We start from the raw sequence: 20,195 nt of genomic DNA, 5'->3' as shown, positions 1-20,195 counted from the left end.
CCATTTCGCCTTGAAGCATGGCTTCAAACATTGGTGCAAAAATATCTTTAAGAGCATCTTGCATATCTTCAACCGTTTCAGGTTGATATTGTTCAAGTATTGCATTTACTAGTTCATTTTTCTTAGAACTTTGTTTTTTTCTAACCATAGTATCATACCTCATCTTTTTAAGTTCCTTTCCTTAATGGTATCACACTCTATAATCAAAAAAGTGCATAAGCTGACAACAATCTTGTCAACTTACACACTTTATTTTACATTCCCTTTACTTAAAATACTTAAAGAAAGAGCTGTTACATTTAACCTCAAATTATTTGTGTAACAGCTCTTATATATTTTATTATTCCTCTTCAATAAGATTTTTCATAGTTTCTTTGTCCATGGCACCTGGCACATACTTAGCAATAAATCCTTCTTTATCAATTATGAATGTGGACGGGAATGAACTTATTCCATATGCATATATTTGACTTCCTCCTTCATCGAACACAACAGGAAATGTGTAGTCTTCATCTTTCAGAAATTTTTCTATATCCTTCTTACTTCCTTCATTACCTAAATTTGGAGATGCTACACCAAGTATTATTACATCATTTTTATTTTCATTATATTCTTTGTATAACTCTTCTATATAAGGCATTTCTTCTTTACATGGAGGGCACCATGTAGCCCAATAATTTAAAAATACAGTCTTGCCTTTATAATCACTAAGCTTATGTTTTTTTCCATATTGGTCATATAAATCAAAATCCAAAGCTTCAATTTTTTTATCGTCTTTAGAAGATGTATTTTGAGTACTTTCAGACTTTTTAACATTTTCCGTTTTTGTGGCATTTAAATTATTGGTAAACCCATTTATGAACATTAATAAACCAGAAATAATAAGTATTATACCACCAAGTTTTTTAATTATATTCATATGCTTTTTAAGCTTATCTACTGTCTTTACAAGCTTATTATAAAATAATGAAAGTAATATAAATGGTGTTATAAACCCTATAGTATATACACCTATTAATAAATATGACGCAGACAAACTTTCTGTACTAGAAGACATAATAAGCACAGATGCAAGTATAGGTCCTATACATGGCGTCCAACCAAAGCTAAAAGTAAATCCTAACAAAAATGAAGTTATTACATTCATTTTTTTAGTTTTTATTTGCAATCTTTTATCTTTGTTAAGGATATTCACCTTTATTATATCCATATAAAATAGCCCCATAAAAATTATTATAGCTCCTCCTATTAATGCAATTAAATTTTTATTTGCATTAAAAAATGAACTTAATGCATTTACTGAGGATCCTAGTATAAAAAATGTAGCGGAAATTCCAAGCGTAAAAAATACAGTATTTCTAAACAGCTCACTTTTAACAAAGCTTTCGTTTTTCATATTTTCAATACTACTATTTGATAACATACTTAAATAGATTGGTAGTATTGGCAGTATACATGGTGATAAAAAAGATAATAATCCTTCAGCAAACACCATTATTAAATTTAAATTTTCCATTATGATCTCCCTAATTTATTATTTTACTTTATCTATTATATCAAAATTAAAAACCATTCTCAATTAGGTACTAGCAAAAAACACTCTCTAGAGTTTCTAAGCCCCAAAGAGTGCTTATATTTTTTTAGCTAATTTTTAATAGCTTTCTACTTTCTTTACAATACCCTTTATCTTTAATTAAACACAATATATTATTAATTTCATATTCAGATTCTGCGTAAACCATAACTGCCAATTCATCATTATCGTCAATTATGTCATATTCATCTATGCAAGCATTTATTAAAGATATTATTTCTTCTTTTCTAGGAGATTTAAATCTTAATAAAACTTGACAATTATTATTAATTGTTTTTTCTACTTCAATTTTGTCTTTCGTAAATTGATCTATGTTAGCAATTCTATTGTCAAAAATATCTATAACATCTGCATAAACAGCGCTCCCTGTAGGTTCTTTTCCTGCTCCTTTGCCTACAAAAGACAATTCTCCCACAGAATCCCCATTAAATACAACGATATTATATTCATTATCTATTTGAGATAATAAGTTATTATTGTCAACAAGGACAGGTCTTACAAAACCACTAACCTTTTCATTCTTCTTCTTACTTTGGCCAACTAATTTAATTTTACATCCCATTTTTTTTGCATAATCAATATCCTTCATATCAATTTTTGATATACCTTCTAAGTAGAAATCTTTCCAATATACTCTGCCATTGTAAGCCAAAGTTGATAGAATAGATAATTTTCTTGCTGCATCATATCCTTCCACATCTGCTTCTGGATTAGCTTCTGCAAAACCTAATTTTTGGGCTTCTTTCAATACTTCATCATAAGACAAACCTTCATTGTACATTTTGCTTAAAATAAAGTTTGTTGTTCCATTTAATATGGCATACATACTATCAATAGAATTACCTTCTAAAGACTCTGTTAAAGGTTTAAGAACAGGTATTCCACCACCTACAGATGCTTCAAATTTAAGACTTACATTATTTTCTTTTGCTAACTTAACAAGCTTATCACCATACTCTGCTAACATATCCTTATTAGCTGTAACCACATTAATTTTGCTTTCCAATGCTCTTTTTATATATTCATACGAAGGATGTAAACCTCCCATCAGTTCAACTAAAATATCAATATCCGCTTTAAATACGTCCTCAATATTTTCAGTTATTATATTCGCATATTTAGAAGAGTTATATTTATTTTTATCTCTAACTAATATGCTTGTTATTTCTATATTTCTTTTATTTTTATTTCCCTCAATCATTTGTACAAGACCTTTTCCCACTGTTCCATATCCAAGTATAGCTATTCTCATATTAAAACCTCCTTTTTACTTTACAAAATAAATTTTATTTTTTAATCAAAAAAGAGACTAATTCCTCATAAAGGGACGAGTCTCTCGCGGTTCCACCCAATTTAGTTTTATTTACAATAAAACTCACTTTAAACTTTAACGCAGCTTACGGTTAATCTTACTAAAATCAACTGGATTACTTCAGATTACAGCTCCTAGGTAGTTTTCAATCTCTCTAATTTGAAAAGCTTTACAGCCTATGAGCTTTTCTCTCTGATAATCGAATTAGATTTACTCTTCCTATTCATCGCTTTTAAATATTAATTTATATTTTTCTTTAAATTAAAAAAACTCGCCCTTATAAATAAGGACGAGATACATTCCCGCGGTTCCACCTAAATTGATTTAAAATCCACTTAATGCTTTAACGCAGCTTACGGTTAATCTTACTAAAATCAACTAGATTGCTTCAGATCACAGCTCCTAGGTAGTTTTCAACCCCTCTAATTTGAAAAGCCTTACAGCCTATGAGCTTTTCTCTCTAGTAATCGAATTAGATTTACTCTTCCTATTCATCGCTTTTATAACTTTAAATTTATATTAAATTAATACTATAAGAATTATTACTAAATGTCAAGATAAATTTTATTTATTTATATAATATACTAAAATTTATAATAAAAGATACAAATTTACCTAATTTTCCTTTTATATAACCTGGCATTTATTTCACAACCAATTAATATAGTCCAGCTGCTTAAATATACCCATGTCATAAGTACGATAATTCCACCTAAACTTCCATAAATAATATCGTATCTTGCAAAATTATTTGAGTAAAATGAATAACAAAATGATGCTACTAACCAACATAAAGTAGATACTATAGCTCCTGGCAATACATCTTTAAAATACAACTTTTTATTTGGAGTAAATCTATATAAGTTCATCAAAATAATAATTACAGTTATAATTCCCACCACGTATCTACAAAGGTTCCAAATATACATAAAATATTGATCTAAACCAATTAGATTAAATAAAAATGAGCCTAACCTCTCACCAAATACTAAAAATATCATAGATGTAAAAATCAAAACAACTAACATTATTACAAATACTAAAGATATAAATAACACCTCAAAATACGGCCTAGTTTCTCTAATATTATATGATCTATTCATGCCTCTAATCAGTGATAGTACCGCCCTAGACATAGTATACATTGCTAAGATAAAACTTAGTATTAAAAAACTAAAACTTCTATTTTCTATGGCGGATTGCATTAATGATGATACTATATTAAAAGCACTTAAAGGTAATATTTTTTTTAATAAAAATATATATTTACTAATTTTAATTATTGGTGTATATACTACCAAACTTATTGTAAATATTAAAAAAGGAAAGAAGGATAACAGTAGATAAAATGACATTTCAGCTGCTTTTGAATTTATTTCTCTATAATTAGAATATTCCATAAGAAATTTCATTTTTTTGCTATATGTTTGAAATTTATTATTAAGTTTATTTTTCATATTATCCCTCCTATCCTATAATATTTATTATCTATTTTATGTAATAGTTAATTGTGTTCTATTTTCCTATTAAATTTAATTTACTTAATGGTTGCTATGTATCTAGCACTCCAATTATGTTTTGTCATTATGTATTATTCTATTGTTATTACACATTTATCATTTGTATATATTTTCAACTTTTCCAATTATAATTCCTTTTTATATGATTAGAAATATGCATAGGTAAAATAACTGCTGATTTATCATCAAGACCATCTATTAACTGAATGGTACAGTATATCATCATTTAACCGAAAATAGGTTAATTAATCCTATAATGTATATGATGATGAGATTTTAATGCTTTATTATTATTGTATTATTCATCAAGTATTTTATGAAAAAGTGAATAAGACTTTCCATTCCATTATATCCTAAATTTAAATAATAATCTTTTTATTAGCATAAATAGTATATCCTTTTTCATTATAAATAAGCATAATACCATATTTATCTTTATCATCCATAATATGAAATACTTTCAGATTTTTTATTCACCTTCATTGTTTGTATGTATAGTTTTTGTTTCAAAATATATATTACCATATATTTTGAAACAAAAAAAGTAATGACTTTTGATACTCTAATACCAAAAATCATTACTTTTATTTTAAAATGTTATAAAATACATAAAAAAGTAAATACCTTACTTTAAATATTATTATTTCTACATTAATTTATTTCTACATTAATTTATTTATAATTTCGTTTATGCTCTTTTTAATTCCAGATAACTTGTTATTACAAACATCCTCATCATCACCTTTTACCGCTAAATAAAACTTTAGTTTTGGTTCTGTTCCAGAAGGTCTAATAGCTACCCAAGATTCATCTTCTAAGAAGTATTTTATTACATTGGCTTTTGGTAAATCATCTATTCCATCAGCAAAATCTTTAATTTCTACAACCTTTTTATTGTCTATACTTTCTAAATCATTATTTCTAAAGTAAGATATTATCTCTCCTATTTTTTCTAATCCTTCTATTCCGGCTAATGTTAAAGATATAGTTTCTTCTTTAAAATATCCGTATTTTTTATATAATTCTTGTAATCCTTCATATAAACTCATATCTTTTGAGTAATAATATGCGGCCATTTCAGAGATTAATAAAGATGCAACTACGCCATCTTTATCTCTAGCATGAGTTCCAACTAAATAGCCATAACTTTCTTCATAGCCAAATAAATAAGTCTTGTTACTTTTATCTTCAAAAGATTTTATTTTTTCACCTATAAATTTGAATCCTGTAAGCACATTTATAACCTCCACATTATTTGCTTTTGCTATATCTGCGCCAAACTCTGAGGTAACAATTGTTTTTATAAGTACTGAATTATCTCTTAATTTATGTTCTTCCTTTTGACCTTCTATTATATAATTAGTTAACATTCCACCAATTTGATTTCCTGTAAGAAGTGCATAATCTCCAGAAGTAGTTTTTACAGCTACACCAACTCTATCACAATCTGGATCTGTTGCGATTACCAAGTTAGCTCCTTCTTTTTTAGCAAGCTCTATACCTCTAGTTAACGCCCTTTGATCTTCAGGGTTTGGATACTCTATACCCGCAAAGTTTGGATCTGGCATTTCTTCCTCTTTTACAATAAGAACATTTTCAAATCCAACTTCTTCTAAAGCTCTCTTTACTGGTACATTTCCTGTTCCACAAAGTGGTGTGTAAACTATTTTAAATTCTTTTCCTAATTTTCTAACTAATTCTTTTCTTATTACTTGCGTTTTAACGGCTTCAATGAAGTCAGTATCTTGTTTTTCGCCTAGGATTATAACTAAATCTTTATTTGCTTCATTTAATGTAGGTATTATTGAATAATCTTCAATTAAATTTATTTCCTCAGTTATTGCATTTGCTATTTCCGGCATTACTTGTGCCCCATCTTCCCAGTATACCTTGTATCCATTATATTCTGGTGGGTTGTGGCTCGCAGTTATAACTATACCTGCTATTGCATTTAAGTTCCTAACTGCAAAAGAAAGTTCTGGTGTAGTTCTTAAACTTTTAAACACATAGGCTTTTATATTACATGCTGCTAGAGTATTTGCAGCTTCTATGCAAAATTCCCTAGACATAAATCTATTATCATGGGCTATAACTACTCCTCTTTCTTGTTCTTCTTTGGTAGTATTTTTTAATATATAATTAGCTAGGCCAAAAGTAGCCCTCCTAACAGTATATTTGTTTATTCTGTTTGTTCCTGCCGCAATTACCCCTCTAAGTCCAGCTGTACCAAACTCTAAATCTTTGTAAAATCTATCTTCGATTTCTTTTTCATTATCTTTTAAATTAATTAATTCTTCTCTAGTTTTCTTATCGAAATATTTATTATCTATCCAACTATTGTATTTTCCCCTATATGCCATTTAATTTGCTCCTTTACTTTTTATCTACAATTACATCTTAATAATCATATGTATATTTTATCCTTATTTTTCTATTTAGTAAACATGAACCACTAATATCTAAATTAATTTTTTCTACAAAAACTACAAAAGTATTAGGTCATGTTAAAGCTTGACCTAATACTTTAATTTATCCAACAATATAAATGTCTATACTTCTTACACCCCAATTATAGCAAGCTGATGAGCTATTCATAAATATATCTATTCTATTTCCTTTTATTCCACCACCACAGTCTTCTGCTACAAAGGTCATATTAAATTTAGGTATATAAACTTTTGTACCATAAGGTATTATTCTAGGGTCCACTGCAATAGTTCCCCATTTAGGGCGTGTTCCAGTAGAAGTAACACTATCACCACTATAAGCAGTGGCTGAAACTACTATTTTGTCTTTCTTAACACTCGAAGAATCTTTTTTCGTGGATAAATTTACAGAACTAGCAACATAACTAGTTCCTATACCTTTTATAACTACCTTATTAACAGGCTTTTGTCTTATTATTTCCTTATTAGCGACTCTAGATACCAATTTGCCATCATGATAAACTTCTTCAAACACGATTGTTTTTCTTCCTTCTTTTCCTTCTTGAGCAACCTTAGTAACTCCCTTTGGCAAAGATTTATCTTTTTTAACTTCAGTTTTGTATGATATTCTTGAATGCTCACTAACAGAAATTTGCTCTACATATGTAATTTTTATATTCATATAATCTTCTAATTTGCTATCCAAACTAGGATATATTATATCATCTTCGTTATAAGATATGTTTTTCTCACTCAATAATTCTTTTACAGTCTCACAGTAAGTATTTACAGTTGTTGATTTCCCATTTACATGTACAACTATTTGCTCTTTTTTCAATATGAAATATGATGCAAGAAGAACACAAAAAGATAGACTTATTAGTAAACTTCTAAAAATTATATTATTTTTCATTTTTACTCCCCCTAAAAATATTCAATATATAAAACTTAAGTATTTAAATTTCAAATTTTAAATTGTTTATATATTTATATTTATAGAAGTAATAAAATATGTAACTAATTTGTAACTAATATTTAATTCTTAGATTCACTCTTGATAACATTTAGTAACCATCTACGTTTTAGCTATAAATTTTTTAATATTTTGTAATTAATTATCTTGCATCTTTAACTATGTTGTAAATTCTAACGTAAGTTTCTCCAACTTCTTCTGCTGATTTAGCTTCTTCCTTTGAAACTCTATAATATAATTCTGTTAACTCTATGGCAACATCCTTTGCATTTCTTTGTGATGATCCTGTTATTTTTGTTTCTGCCATTTCTATTTCCTCCTAGATTTTTCTTAATAATAACTTTGTTTTTTGTTTTCTATTTTTTCAACTATCCACTTCATTACATCTTCTTTTACTTCTTCTTTATTAATTTCATTTAGTATTTCATGTCTACCATCTTTATATAATATACATTTTACATCCTCAATACCAGATTTTTCATACCTAATTTTTAGATTTAATAAACCTCTTCCATTATTGCCAACAGGATCTTTATCTCCTGAAATTATTAATATGGGTAAATCTTTTCTGATTTTTATTATATTTTCTCTATCTTCTATAAATTTAAGCCCTTGAATAAAATCTTCAAAAAAACCACAAGTACACTTAAATCCACACATTGAATCATTTATATATTTATCTACTTCTTTTTCATCTCTACTTAACCAATCATAATCTGTTCTGCATGGTTTAAAGCTTTTATTATTGGAGCCAAAAAATAAATTATCAATAAATTCACTAACATATTTTCTTCCTTTAATTTTACAAGTAAATTTCACTATTATATTAGCTAAATCTAGTTTTCCACCAAAATCTCCATTTGAACCAGAAAGTATTAATCCATCAATTTCATCTCCATATTTTATAGCATAACTTTGCGAGGCAAATGATCCCATGCTATGACCAAATAATATTAAAGGTACATCTTTATTTTCTTCTTTTATTATTTCTGTTAAATTATGTATATCATCTACTAAACAATCAAATACATTTTCATCTGCTAGATAACCTGAATTTTTTAAATTTTTTGCTGTTTTTCCATGACCTCTATGGTCATTAACATATACATTATATCCATTATCTGTTAATAGCTTTGCAAAATCTTCATACCTTTTCCCATGCTCTGCCATACCATGAGATATTTGTACTACCCCTTTAACAGCTACATTTTCATCACATGCAAACTTATATGTAAATATCTCACTCTCATCTATTTTAGAAGTAAAATAAAAATTGCTATATCTCATCATTTTCACCCTTTCAATTAGTCTTCTATATATAAGTATAACAAATATTTAACATATTTGTCTTTACATACAAAAAAAGTAGCACGATATTTATTCGTGCTAGGGCGGGTTAAATTACTTAAGCTATTTTTTCATTATATTGTTTAATAAACTTTATAATTAAATAATATAATAATATTTTTTATAAATCAATTATATATCTTAAAGAATAATTCTTTTTTGGAATAAAATAAGTCATTTTAAAACCCCCATTCTAAAATGACTTATTGAAAAGAATAAATTTAATTATTTCAAAATCCGATCACAAATTCCCCAAAAGATTTTCCCTTCCCTCAAGAAAACCTTTTCAACCGATTACTCAAAGTTTAAATTTAATATACCCAAACTTTCACTTGTAATAAAAATTCCCTTTTTCTACTACAAATATAATTATAAAACATTTTCCTAAGAAAAGCTAATACTTTTTTCACAATTTAAAATATTTTTTGTTTTTGTAGAATTTCCACTTTAAGCTATATAAATTGCTAAAATGCATAGACGTATATTTTTATTAATAATAATTTTTAAATACATCTTATTATATGAAAAATACCTTATAATATCATAAAAAAAAGATACATTCGCATCTTTATTTTTTTATGATATTATCTATTTAATTTGCTTTTTACTATATCTTCTACATAAGATTTACATCTTCCACATCCTTTTGTTGCCTTAGTTTCATCTATAACTTCTTCAAAACTATTAGCTCCATTTTTTATGCTATCTTCTATTTTTTCGAAAGATACCTTTCTACAATTACATACATTCTTATTTAAATTTTCCATATTCATCCTCCAATATATTTTGACTAATTATATGCTTATATAATTTCTTACTGTATTCATTCCCACATATGCTTAATCTTAAACAAATATTTTTTTATACTATAATTCATTAAAATACTCACTTAAATCTCATTTTTTAGGAATTAAATTTTTAAATTTATGGATAAATCATAATTATAGAATTATAATATATTGAAATAACTTAATTTTCATATAGAAAGGGGAACTTATGAATAAATCAAAAGTTTATTATACTAATCTAAGAACAGACTTTAAATACAATTTACTAGACAAATTACAAATACTAGTTACAAAAGCTGGTATAAATAATATTGATTTTGAAAACAAGTATACAGCCATAAAAATTCACTTTGGAGAACCTGGAAATTTAGCCTACTTAAGACCCAATTATTCTAAAGTCATTGTGGATTTGATAAAATCAAAAAATGGTAAAGTGTTTTTGACAGATTGCAATACTCTTTACGTTGGTGGTAGAAAAAATGGACTTGAGCATTTAGACTCTGCTTATACTAACGGTTACAATCCATTTACTACGGGATGCCATATAATAATAGCCGATGGTATTAAAGGTACAGATGAGGCTCTTGTCCCCGTTAATGGTGGCGAATATGTTAAAGATGCTAAAATAGGCCAAGCTATAATGGATGCTGATATTTTCATATCAATGAATCATTTTAAAGGTCATGAGTCTACAGGTTTTGGTGGAGCATTGAAAAATATAGGTATGGGATGTGGGTCTCGTGCTGGTAAAATGGAAATGCATAGCAGTGGAAAGCCTTTTGTAAAGGAAAAAAAATGTGTTGGATGTAGAGCATGTGCAAAAAATTGCGCTCATGATGCTATTTCATTTGGACAAAATAAAAAAGCTTCTATTGATCATAATAAATGCGTTGGATGCGGGAGATGCATTGGATCATGTAACTATGATGCTGTAAATTCACCTACAGATGAATCCAATGATATATTAAATAAAAAAATAGCAGAGTACTCTAAAGCTGTATTACAAGGTAGACCTCATTTTCATATAAGCTTTGTTATAGACGTTTCTCCAAACTGTGATTGTCATAGAGAAAATGATTTACCAATCATTCCTGATGTAGGTATATTTGCTTCATTTGATCCTGTTGCTTTAGATATGGCTTGTGTGGATGCTTGCAACAAACAAAGTGTAATACATGGTAGTTATTTAGACGAGCAAAATCACCACTTTCACGATCACTTTATTAATACTCATCCTGAAACAAATTGGGAAGTTTGTATTGACCATAGTGTCAAACTTGGTATTGGAAATAAGGAATATGAATTAATTGAAGTATAAAATTTATATTTATAAAGAGTAGTAAACTTTATATTGTAGTTTATCCAATAAAAGTTACTACTCTTTTTTATTAAGCATATTAATAAATCTTCTACTAAATCTAATCTTAATACTTTATTTCTATTTACTTTATAATACTAAATATATGATCAAACTTCTTACTACTTAGAATTTCATGGGTTATAAACTTCCCATTATAATATAAACTATATGTAGTGAATGGAGTTGGAGCATTTTGCGCTTGAACTTTGTTTTCATATCTAATCGTATGCAAATCAATACCTTTTTCCTTTGTATAGTCCTTTATAATAGATACATATTTAGACGTAAAAGGACATTGATGTGAGTAATATAAAACAAATCCTTTTTCATTTATACACTCTTCTTTTACTGTATTTTTAAATTTGGGTATAAATTCACTTTCTTCAAAAGGTAAATATAATAATTCAAAATAAGGCTTTGCAGTGTCAGCCACTAAAAACCCCTTATTTACAAAATATTTTTTATCAGATAAAAATGGCTTCTTTTTATCTGATGATAGTACTATTAAACCTTTTTTCCCCTTTAACTTACTGTCTTTTATACATTCTTCTAATAACTCACTACCTATACCTTGTCCTTTATATTTTCCAGACACCCAAAAACAATTTATAAACATATAATTATCTGCAATAATTGAACACCAAGCATTTTCAGAAGGTATATATTCGATAAATATTTTCCCTCTAACGTCACCTTTCTTAAATACTATATTATCTTTTAACCTTTCCTTTAGCCAAGCTTTTTTTGATGATACCTGACACTCTCCTTTTTTATCAGAGATGGCACAACATATATGTTCTCTATTTATATTTTCCAAATCTATATCTATAAAATCCAATGTAAATACCTCCTTAATTATGTTCTACCATATATCTCAAAACTGTTTTCAGTTTTTCTGGTGAAGTTTTTCTAAAGTCAGATATATAAATTTCTCTATGGCTTTTATCTTTTATTGATAGTTTATTATCGCTACAAAATTCTTTCATAATTTCAAATGTTTTGTATTCTTCATCAAAAGATCCTATATGCATCATTTGAACACACATACCTTCATCTATATAATCAAATTTTATTTCATCTAAGTACTTATTAAATTTTTTCTTCTTAGTAAGATCAACTGCCAAGTCAAAAACCTGTTTATTTACAAAATCAGGTTGCCTAATCATTATGTTATATACTAAATTATTTTTATCAAGTATATCTTTTTTCCTACCTTCTTCATCCAAACCCCATATTCCTTCTAATGGATATACAGTGTAATCAAAGTACCCTTGTGGAGTTATACCTTTTTTAGGCATCATTTTTATTGCATAAGCTATTGAATATAAGGCTCCTACCTTCTCTGAGAATTCATCACCGTTTGGATTTCCATTTCCCTTTATTTGTATAAATTTAAATTTTTCCATTTTTATAACTTCAGGTTTTGCTTTTGGCAAATAATATTGTTTTTCTTTTTTTCTCCATTCATATTTCATAACAAATCTTCCTTTTTCTTAAATTTATATTAAATATTTTTATTGTACATTTTTAAAGCTTTTTTCATTTTTTCTATAATTATATTTTTTATATGTAATGGCTCAATAACTTTAGCGTAGAATCCAAAAGATAGTATATACCCATATAACCATTCATTCTCTGGATATTCCATAGTTACTTGGTAATTTCCATTTTCATTCTCAATAATTGATTCTTTGTCAAATTCATCAAATACTCTATATAAAACCTCTTTTTTAACTTCTAATTTTACCTTAACAGTATTAAAAGCTTTATTTTCATCCTTATTCCTTACTTGTTTTTTTAAATAATTCATTTCTTGCTTTTTTAAATTCCATTTTGTAAAACTCTCTTTATTTACCTTAAAATCTTTTATTCTACTTATTCTAAATAATCTAAAGTCTTCTTTTAATCTACAATATCCATATAAATACCAACTTTGCCCTTTATAGATGAGTTTAATTGGTTCGATAATTCTCTTAGATATATTGGATAAACTATTGACATAACTAAATTCTACTAATTTGCCATTTAAAATTGCATATTTTATCTTATCAAATTTATCGTCTTCATATGTTTTGCTTCCCCACCTTGATAAATCTATGTCTATCCAATTATCATGGTTATGTTTGGCATTTATAAATCCAACCTTATTAATTACAAAATTTATATCTGGATATTCAATAGTAGACAGAGCTTTGAGTGCCAATGTTATACTTTCCTTATCATTATCAGACAATAAAGTTTTATTTATAGAAAAATCTTCTAATAAACTAATTCCTCCATTCTTACCTTTACTCATGTAAACTGGTACTCCAGACAAGGATAAAGTTTCTATATCTCTGTATATAGTTCTAGTTGATACTTGAAATTTATCTGATAATTCTTTTGCTGTTATTTTTTTCTTATTTAAAAGTATTAAAATAATTTCAGTTAATCTATTAATTTTCATTTTATTTCTCCACTATTATCATACTTTGTACTTTTCAATATAAGTCATCTCCTTTTGATTTAATAATATCACTATTAATATGACAACATTATGTCTTATTTAAAATATTATTATACAAAATATACACATTTTATAAGCTTGCTCATTATTATTAGAAATCTTATTATAATTTAGTTGTAATTTATTAAACATATATTTTATTATTAATACACAATAAAATAGCTATAACTGATAGATTTCACCTATCAATTATAGCTTATTGTATAAAAATATTAATTTACATATGCAATCCTATAAAAATCAAATAACTTTGATGCTAATTACATAACCTTTGCTAATATAGCTTTTATTTCATCATGAGTAGCTTGAAGTGGATTAGTAGCTCCACAGGCATCTTTTAGTGCATTAGTAGCTAATATATCAAAATCTTTTTCCTTAGCTCCAAGTTCTGCAAATCCTTTAGGTATATTAACATCAACAGATAATTTTCTTATTGCAGCTATACAAGCAGCGGCACCTTCATCATCATTCATTCCTGATACATCTACGCCCATAAATTTAGCACAGTCCTTTAATTGCTTAGCAGCAACTTTAGCATTAAACTCTTGAACAGCAGGAAGTAATATAGCATTACATACACCATGTGGTAGGTTATAGAATCCACCATATTGATGAGCTATTGCATGAACATATCCAAGAGAAGCATTATTAAATGCCATACCTGCTAAGAATTCAGCATAAGCCATTTTATCTCTTGCTTCCATATTATCTCCATCAGCAACTGCATCTCTTAAATAATTACTAATAAGTTCAATAGCTTTTTGTGCACAAGCATCTGTAACTGGAGTAGCAGCAGTAGATACATAAGCTTCAATAGCATGAGTTAAAGCATCCATTCCTGTAGCAGCAGTTAAAGAAGCAGGCATACTAACCATTAAATTAGGATCATTTATTGCAAGAATTGGGTTAACATGTTTATCAACTATTGCCATTTTAACATGTCTTTCTTCGTCAGTAATTATAGAGAATATAGTCATTTCTGATGCAGTACCAGCTGTAGTATTTATTGCTATAAGTGGAAGTTGAGGATTTTTAGATACGTGAACACCTTCATAATCTTTTATATTTCCACCATTAGTGGCAACTAAAGCTATACCTTTTGCACAATCATGTGGAGATCCTCCACCATAAGATATAACAAAATCACATCCATTGTCCTTAAGTACCTTAACTCCATCCATTACATTAGTGACAGTAGGATTTGGTTGAGAACCAGGATATACAACAAATTCTACACCATTAGCTTCTAAATTGTCAGTTATTCCTTTAAATTCCGAACTACTAGCAGATCTTTTTCCACAAACTATTAAAGCTTTTTTAAATCCTCTTGATTTTATTTCCTCTGGTAAATTGTCTGAACATCCTGGTCCCATTAAACTAACACTTGGCATATAAAATGTAAAAGCCATATTATTAAAACCTCCTAAAAATAATTTTATTATATATGTAGATAGCTACATAATAACTTGGCATTTGAAATAAAAATTATTTATTTTTTAACTTACAGGATTCTTGATATTCCAGCGGTGTTATTCCATATACTTTTATGAAATTCTTATTAAGATGACTTAAATCGTAAAACTCGTATTTACTTACTATGGTGTTTATGTCTACTCCATCAGATAAATCTTCTTTTATAGCCTCTATTTTACAATTCATTATATACCTATATGGAGTTACACCGATCTCATTTTTGAACATTCGTGAAAAATAATATTTAGATAAGTTAATATACTGACAAATTTCGTTAATTGTCATTTTTTTCTTTAAATTTTGATTAATATATTTTATTGATTTGGTAATATAAGGATTAACGTTCTTATTTTTATTACTTGGCATGACAAATATTAACGCTCCTTTCTATTTTATATAAGAAAGTTGCTTAATATAATATTAAATTTTTTTATTTAATAAATACACTTCTTATAGTTACATTATAAAGCATCTTAAGTTTTTATGTATAGTAATATATTGCTATATTTTTTTATATTATATTTGCTTGATGTAAAAATAAAACATCATTTAAAAAGAAATATATACTTTTTAAATGATGTCAGTTACAATTAAATATTTTAATATATCCAGGTTTGATTATCATCAACTTTTTCTATAAATATTCTTGCTCTATCCTCTTTGTATTTCGCTTGATGAAATTTAAATACCATATGATTTTCTTCTGTTTTTCCTATTATTTCAATTTTCCCCCTCGTTGTAGACAAGCAATATTTAAAACATTTACCTTGGCCATTTTGCAAGCTTTTAGCTCCTTCTACTATATCAATACCTTCTTTAAGGGGCACTTGAAATTGATTTTTTACACCTGTAACTGGTCTACACTGAAATATATAATATGGTACTATCCCAATAGAAGTAACTTTTTTTAGCAACTCTCCAAGAACCTCAATACTATCATTGACTCCTCTTAACAAAACTGTTTGATTTTTTACTATAACACCAGCACCTCTTAAATATTTTATTGCCTCAGTAGCTTCCTTAGTTACTTCTCTAGGATGGTTAAACTGAGTTACTACATAAATTTGTTTTTTTTGACCATATTTGCTAAGTATCTCTTTAACTCCATTATCTCTTGTTATTCTCTCAGGATAAACTACAGGAATTCTTGTTCCAAATCTAATTAAATCAATATGAGAAATATCACATAATGCTTCTAATAATTTTTCAATTTTAGTATTACTATTTAAAAATGAATCCCCTCCAGAAATTAGCACATTACTTATTTTTTCATTTTTTTTAATATATTCTAACATTTCTTCAAAATGTGTAGCTATCTCTTCATCTGATAAACCTACTAAACGTTTTCTAAAGCAATGTCTACAATACATTGCACAGTGATTTGTCGATAGAACTATTACAGTTTGTTCGTATTTGTGTTGCATTCCTGTAATAACAGTATTATTTGCTTCTCCACTTGTATCAAAACTTCCACTTAAATCAGTTTCTTCTATAGAAGGTATGCACATTTTCTTTATAGGATCATTTGGGTCATCAAAATCAATTAAAGATAAATAATAAGGTGTAATAGACATAGGATATTTTTCAAGTATATCATTCATTTTTATTTTTTCATCTTTTGTTAGATTCATGTATAAATTTAAATCTTCAGATTTAGTTATGTTTTTCTTTAACAACTCTGTATTATTCAAGATACCACCCCTTAATGTGTAAATAGAATTTCAAAATCATTTTAATATACATTATTCATATAATTAATATACTTGAAATATATTATTTAATAGTAAGAATATTACAAAATATTAATATATATAAATACTATATTATACGGTAAATTTCCTTTTTTTTCATAGATATTATCTTATAATTTTTCTTACTATTGCACCAATGCCAATTCCTACTGTTGCTGTTCCAAATATCATTTCAATGTTAGATAACATCAATGATATTTGCACTGGCTCACTACTATATCCCCCTACACCTAAAAATATCCCTGAGCTTAGTGCTAAAGATTCATTGTAGTGTTCAATAAATTTCATAAAATCTAAATTTTTAAATGTTTCTAAATTATAAATAACATAATTGTTATCAATATCTAAACCAACAATTAAATATAAAAATGCAAATACTAGTATTAAAAATATTCCCATAAATAGTGCATTAAAAGGCCTTTCACCATATCCACAAAATATTCTATACAAAAATGATTCTATTTTAGGTAACAGATTCAGGGTTTTATACTCAATTTTTTTGCATAAATAATAATACTCTCCAAAGTTATTATCTAAAGTATTTTCTTTAAATTTATCTGCTATAGTCTGATAAGTTAAATATAGCCCTTCGTATTCTTCTCTATCTTTTTTAATTTCTACTAATTTGTCAAAAAATGTTTTTTCATCTAATTTAGTTTTATACTTATCATCAAATTCAAAATCTAGAATATAACATTTGTGTGTTTTAAATCCACTTAAATCACAATCAGAAATTTTTATTTTATTTAATTCACATTTATTTGCTATCATACTTTTCATCATGCATATTTCAAATGAAGTATTTTTTATTAAACAATTTTCAAATATTGAATATGATAAATCACAATTCTTAAATTTACTATAAAACTCACAATTATAGAATTCACAAGAGTAGTTTGTTGTATTATTCAATGATGGTGACTTTATATTATCTTCCATAATAAATATACAATTTTCAAAAATAACGCCACCTAATATAAATTTACAATCATAAAATTTACAACCTATTATTCTACAATTTATAAATTTTGTATTTGCAAAAGTGCAATCTTTGAAGTTTGCACATATTATATCTTTATTAGAAATATTATAATAATCTTTTTCATCTAACAATCCTTTTTTTCCAATGAATTCGTTTTCTATAATTTCATAACTATATCTATTATCAGGATTATAGTCCGTCATCTCCTTTTTATGCTTTACAATATAACTGTAATTTTTTTCATTATTCTTTTTCCTTTTTTCTAGTTGAATCTTTAATTTATAATTTTCTTCTTTAAAATTCACATAAGCCATAGTGATTTCTCCTTTTATAAAATCTATAACTTATTATTTGCATAAAAAAAGACTTAAATGCATCATTATTTAAGTCTTTTATAAATATTAATTTTCTAATAATTCATTTCCTTGTACATCTTCAACCTCTACACTCTTACCAAGTATTTGTATTCCTATAAACATTGCCACAAATGATAGTGGTAAGATTAAATAAACAGGTAATCCAAATCCTGCTGGTATATATCCAAACACTACAGTAATAACTCCAACAAATATTGAATAAGGCATTTGTGTTCTAACATGATCTATATGATTACATCCAGCTCCCATTGATGAAAGTATCGTTGTATCTGATATTGGCGAACAATGATCTCCAAATATAGCTCCAGTTAATACTGCTGATGTTGCAACTATTACATAAGACATCTCTGGGTTTATTGAATATGCAAGAGGTATAGCCAGTGGCATAAGTATCCCCATTGTTCCATAAGAAGTTCCAGTTGCAAATGATATTATTGCCCCAAGAACAAATATTAAACTTGGTACTATAAATGGAGGTAGGGAACCTGATAATAATGTAATTAAATATTTTGCTGTTCCTAGCTCTTTTATTACAGATGATAGTGACCATGCACATATTAATATTACACCTGTTATTACTAATGTTTTCATTCCATCCACCCAGATATCTAAAGCTTCTGATACAGTAAACATTTTTTTACATACACCCATAACCATCGCAACTATTCCTGCAAATAAAGCTGATTGGAAAAGAGCAACAGATGCATCTGAATTCGAGAAAGCTTCTTTTATTGCATTAAATGATGCTGGTGAGTTTTGCATAAGTTGAATTACCGCAGTATCTTCTCCTCCCATTATTGCAGTATATCCACTGTAATAAAATGCAAATAACGCTCCAACTATCAACGCTCCTATTGGTATTATTGCATTCCACACACTTAGTTTAACACCCTCTAATGGTTCCATATCATCATGTTTACTTAAATTTTTATTTACTTCTTCGTTTGAAGTAAGATTTTGACTCCCTCTTCTACATTCTAACTCAGCTTTTCTCATAGGTCCAAAATCTTTTAAAAGTAAAGCTGTCATTACTATAAACCCTAATATTAATAGATTATAGAATCTAAATGGAATTGTATTTAAAAATACTCCAAATGCATTTGTTTCAACTCCTATACTTTCAAATGCTGTACCTATAAGCCCAACTTCTAAACCTATCCATGTAGAAATAATTGCTAAACCTGCAACTGGTGCTGCAGTAGCATCTATTATAAAAGCTAATCTTTCTCTTGATACTTTCATTTTGTCTGTAACTGGTCTCATCATAGGTCCTATTATTAAAGAGTTTGCATAGTCATCAAAGAATACAAATAGTCCTGCAAACCAAGTCATTATTTGAGCACTTTTTGCTGTTTTTGCTTTATTTGATAATGCTTCAGCTATGGCTTTTGCTCCACCCATTTTCCCAACTAAATTTATAACTCCTCCTATTGCTAAAACTTGAAGAATTATACCTGCATTCCATGGATCTGCTAGTGATTCCACTGCTCTTTTAATTAAATCTAAAAATGAATAAAACACTGCCATAAAAGGATTGTTTCCTGTTATATTTAATATAAATCCACCTGACATAATTCCTATAACCAAAGATACTATAACATTTTTAGTTATAAAAGCAAGTGAAATTGCAACTAGCGGTGGTATTAAAGTCCATAAACCAAATTTACCTGCATTTTGTGCTGCAACATCAACTTCTTCTGCAAAAGATAATGCCGTCGTCATTATCAATAGCATGGTTGTCATTAAAAATAATCTTAAATTTCTTCTTCTCATTTTATTTCCCCCT

At 27.2% G+C, this 20,195-nt stretch carries 17 protein-coding genes, 1 pseudogene and 2 other annotated features; of the genes and pseudogenes, 1 reads left to right on the top strand and 17 read right to left on the bottom strand.

From position 1 onward, the window contains the following. The 9 genes and pseudogenes from K0040_RS07880 to K0040_RS07840 form a co-directional block, all read right to left on the bottom strand. Positions 1 to 148 (bottom strand): annotated as a pseudogene (locus tag K0040_RS07880) (IS256 family transposase); the annotation flags it as partial. Positions 149 to 340: 192 nt separating this feature from the next. Next, a complete protein-coding gene (locus tag K0040_RS07875; protein WP_228108371.1) occupies positions 341 to 1,516 on the bottom strand; it encodes a cytochrome c biogenesis protein/redoxin in 1,176 nt (391 codons plus the stop codon). Positions 1,517 to 1,640: 124 nt separating this feature from the next. Next, positions 1,641 to 2,846 carry a homoserine dehydrogenase gene (locus K0040_RS07870; RefSeq protein ID WP_228108370.1) on the bottom strand — a complete coding sequence of 402 codons (1,206 nt, stop codon included), beginning with the start codon at positions 2,844 to 2,846 and terminating at the stop codon, positions 1,641 to 1,643. A gap of 68 nt (positions 2,847 to 2,914) precedes the next feature. Then, positions 2,915 to 3,142, bottom strand: a binding site (T-box leader). Positions 3,143 to 3,188: 46 nt separating this feature from the next. Beyond that, positions 3,189 to 3,410 (bottom strand) — a binding site (T-box leader). A 107-nt stretch (positions 3,411 to 3,517) separates the two neighbouring features. Next, a complete protein-coding gene (locus tag K0040_RS07865) occupies positions 3,518 to 4,363 on the bottom strand; it encodes a YihY/virulence factor BrkB family protein (RefSeq protein WP_228108369.1) in 846 nt (281 codons plus the stop codon). Between the two features lie 725 nt (positions 4,364 to 5,088). After that, positions 5,089 to 6,786 (bottom strand): phospho-sugar mutase, encoded by a 1,698-nt coding sequence (locus K0040_RS07860; RefSeq protein ID WP_228108368.1) that lies wholly within the window; start codon positions 6,784 to 6,786, stop codon positions 5,089 to 5,091. A gap of 169 nt (positions 6,787 to 6,955) precedes the next feature. Further along, positions 6,956 to 7,765, bottom strand: a complete 810-nt coding sequence (locus K0040_RS07855) for a resuscitation-promoting factor (RefSeq protein WP_228108367.1) — start codon at positions 7,763 to 7,765, stop codon at positions 6,956 to 6,958. A 202-nt stretch (positions 7,766 to 7,967) separates the two neighbouring features. Then, positions 7,968 to 8,132, bottom strand: a complete 165-nt coding sequence (locus tag K0040_RS07850; RefSeq protein WP_018592530.1) for a hypothetical protein — start codon at positions 8,130 to 8,132, stop codon at positions 7,968 to 7,970. A gap of 23 nt (positions 8,133 to 8,155) precedes the next feature. Beyond that, positions 8,156 to 9,112 (bottom strand): alpha/beta hydrolase, encoded by a 957-nt coding sequence (locus tag K0040_RS07845; RefSeq protein ID WP_228108366.1) that lies wholly within the window; start codon positions 9,110 to 9,112, stop codon positions 8,156 to 8,158. A 644-nt stretch (positions 9,113 to 9,756) separates the two neighbouring features. After that, positions 9,757 to 9,939: a (2Fe-2S)-binding protein gene (locus K0040_RS07840; RefSeq protein ID WP_228108365.1), complete on the bottom strand. Its 183-nt coding sequence runs from the start codon at positions 9,937 to 9,939 to the stop codon at positions 9,757 to 9,759. Between the two features lie 229 nt (positions 9,940 to 10,168). On the opposite strand from K0040_RS07840, the gene K0040_RS07835 reads away from it, so the two are divergent. Then, a complete protein-coding gene (locus tag K0040_RS07835) occupies positions 10,169 to 11,278 on the top strand; it encodes a DUF362 domain-containing protein (RefSeq protein ID WP_228108364.1) in 1,110 nt (369 codons plus the stop codon). Positions 11,279 to 11,402: 124 nt separating this feature from the next. On the opposite strand, the gene K0040_RS07830 is transcribed toward K0040_RS07835, so the two are convergent. From K0040_RS07830 to K0040_RS07795, 8 genes are all read right to left on the bottom strand, one after another. Beyond that, positions 11,403 to 12,158, bottom strand: a complete 756-nt coding sequence (locus K0040_RS07830; RefSeq protein ID WP_228108363.1) for an N-acetyltransferase — start codon at positions 12,156 to 12,158, stop codon at positions 11,403 to 11,405. Positions 12,159 to 12,171: 13 nt separating this feature from the next. Beyond that, positions 12,172 to 12,795 (bottom strand): GyrI-like domain-containing protein, encoded by a 624-nt coding sequence (locus K0040_RS07825; protein ID WP_228108362.1) that lies wholly within the window; start codon positions 12,793 to 12,795, stop codon positions 12,172 to 12,174. Between the two features lie 29 nt (positions 12,796 to 12,824). Next, positions 12,825 to 13,766, bottom strand: coding sequence for a helix-turn-helix transcriptional regulator (locus K0040_RS07820; RefSeq protein ID WP_228108361.1), 942 nt, complete (start codon positions 13,764 to 13,766; stop codon positions 12,825 to 12,827). A 320-nt stretch (positions 13,767 to 14,086) separates the two neighbouring features. Continuing rightward, positions 14,087 to 15,235 (bottom strand): L-threonine dehydrogenase, encoded by a 1,149-nt coding sequence (gene yiaY / locus K0040_RS07815; RefSeq protein ID WP_228108360.1) that lies wholly within the window; start codon positions 15,233 to 15,235, stop codon positions 14,087 to 14,089. Between the two features lie 76 nt (positions 15,236 to 15,311). Beyond that, positions 15,312 to 15,665, bottom strand: coding sequence for a helix-turn-helix transcriptional regulator (locus K0040_RS07810; RefSeq protein ID WP_228108359.1), 354 nt, complete (start codon positions 15,663 to 15,665; stop codon positions 15,312 to 15,314). Positions 15,666 to 15,898: 233 nt separating this feature from the next. After that, entirely contained in the window at positions 15,899 to 16,990 is a 1,092-nt protein-coding gene (locus K0040_RS07805) for a KamA family radical SAM protein (RefSeq protein WP_228108358.1), read from the bottom strand. A gap of 165 nt (positions 16,991 to 17,155) precedes the next feature. Continuing rightward, positions 17,156 to 18,346, bottom strand: a complete 1,191-nt coding sequence (locus tag K0040_RS07800; RefSeq protein ID WP_228108357.1) for a pentapeptide repeat-containing protein — start codon at positions 18,344 to 18,346, stop codon at positions 17,156 to 17,158. 87 nt (positions 18,347 to 18,433) lie between these two features. Next, the gene (locus K0040_RS07795) at positions 18,434 to 20,182 is read right to left on the bottom strand and encodes a Na+/H+ antiporter NhaC family protein (protein ID WP_228108356.1); all 1,749 of its coding nucleotides are present in this window, start codon (positions 20,180 to 20,182) and stop codon (positions 18,434 to 18,436) included. Between the last annotated feature and the right edge of the window lie 13 nt (positions 20,183 to 20,195).

This window comes from Terrisporobacter petrolearius (assembly GCF_020748185.1).
GTDB lineage: Bacteria > Bacillota > Clostridia > Peptostreptococcales > Peptostreptococcaceae > Terrisporobacter > Terrisporobacter petrolearius.
The sequence above is the reverse complement of the archived record's forward strand: the minus strand, read 5'-3'. Positions and strand labels throughout refer to the sequence as shown.

Excerpts from the sequence above, each read along its gene's own strand:
- K0040_RS07795 (WP_228108356.1), bottom strand. The coding sequence starts at position 20,182 with ATGAGAAGAAGAAATTTAAGATTATTTTTAATGACAACCATGCTATTG.
- K0040_RS07845 (WP_228108366.1), bottom strand. The coding sequence starts at position 9,112 with ATGAGATATAGCAATTTTTATTTTACTTCTAAAATAGATGAGAGTGAG.
- K0040_RS07825 (WP_228108362.1), bottom strand. The coding sequence starts at position 12,795 with ATGAAATATGAATGGAGAAAAAAAGAAAAACAATATTATTTGCCAAAA.
- K0040_RS07850 (WP_018592530.1), bottom strand. The coding sequence starts at position 8,132 with ATGGCAGAAACAAAAATAACAGGATCATCACAAAGAAATGCAAAGGAT.
- K0040_RS07865 (WP_228108369.1), bottom strand. The coding sequence starts at position 4,363 with ATGAAAAATAAACTTAATAATAAATTTCAAACATATAGCAAAAAAATG.
- K0040_RS07820 (WP_228108361.1), bottom strand. The coding sequence starts at position 13,766 with ATGAAAATTAATAGATTAACTGAAATTATTTTAATACTTTTAAATAAG.
- K0040_RS07835 (WP_228108364.1), top strand. The coding sequence starts at position 10,169 with ATGAATAAATCAAAAGTTTATTATACTAATCTAAGAACAGACTTTAAA.
- K0040_RS07810 (WP_228108359.1), bottom strand. The coding sequence starts at position 15,665 with ATGCCAAGTAATAAAAATAAGAACGTTAATCCTTATATTACCAAATCA.
- K0040_RS07855 (WP_228108367.1), bottom strand. The coding sequence starts at position 7,765 with ATGAAAAATAATATAATTTTTAGAAGTTTACTAATAAGTCTATCTTTT.
- yiaY (WP_228108360.1), bottom strand. The coding sequence starts at position 15,235 with ATGGCTTTTACATTTTATATGCCAAGTGTTAGTTTAATGGGACCAGGA.
- K0040_RS07840 (WP_228108365.1), bottom strand. The coding sequence starts at position 9,939 with ATGGAAAATTTAAATAAGAATGTATGTAATTGTAGAAAGGTATCTTTC.
- K0040_RS07800 (WP_228108357.1), bottom strand. The coding sequence starts at position 18,346 with ATGGCTTATGTGAATTTTAAAGAAGAAAATTATAAATTAAAGATTCAA.
- K0040_RS07870 (WP_228108370.1), bottom strand. The coding sequence starts at position 2,846 with ATGAGAATAGCTATACTTGGATATGGAACAGTGGGAAAAGGTCTTGTA.
- K0040_RS07875 (WP_228108371.1), bottom strand. The coding sequence starts at position 1,516 with ATGGAAAATTTAAATTTAATAATGGTGTTTGCTGAAGGATTATTATCT.
- K0040_RS07860 (WP_228108368.1), bottom strand. The coding sequence starts at position 6,786 with ATGGCATATAGGGGAAAATACAATAGTTGGATAGATAATAAATATTTC.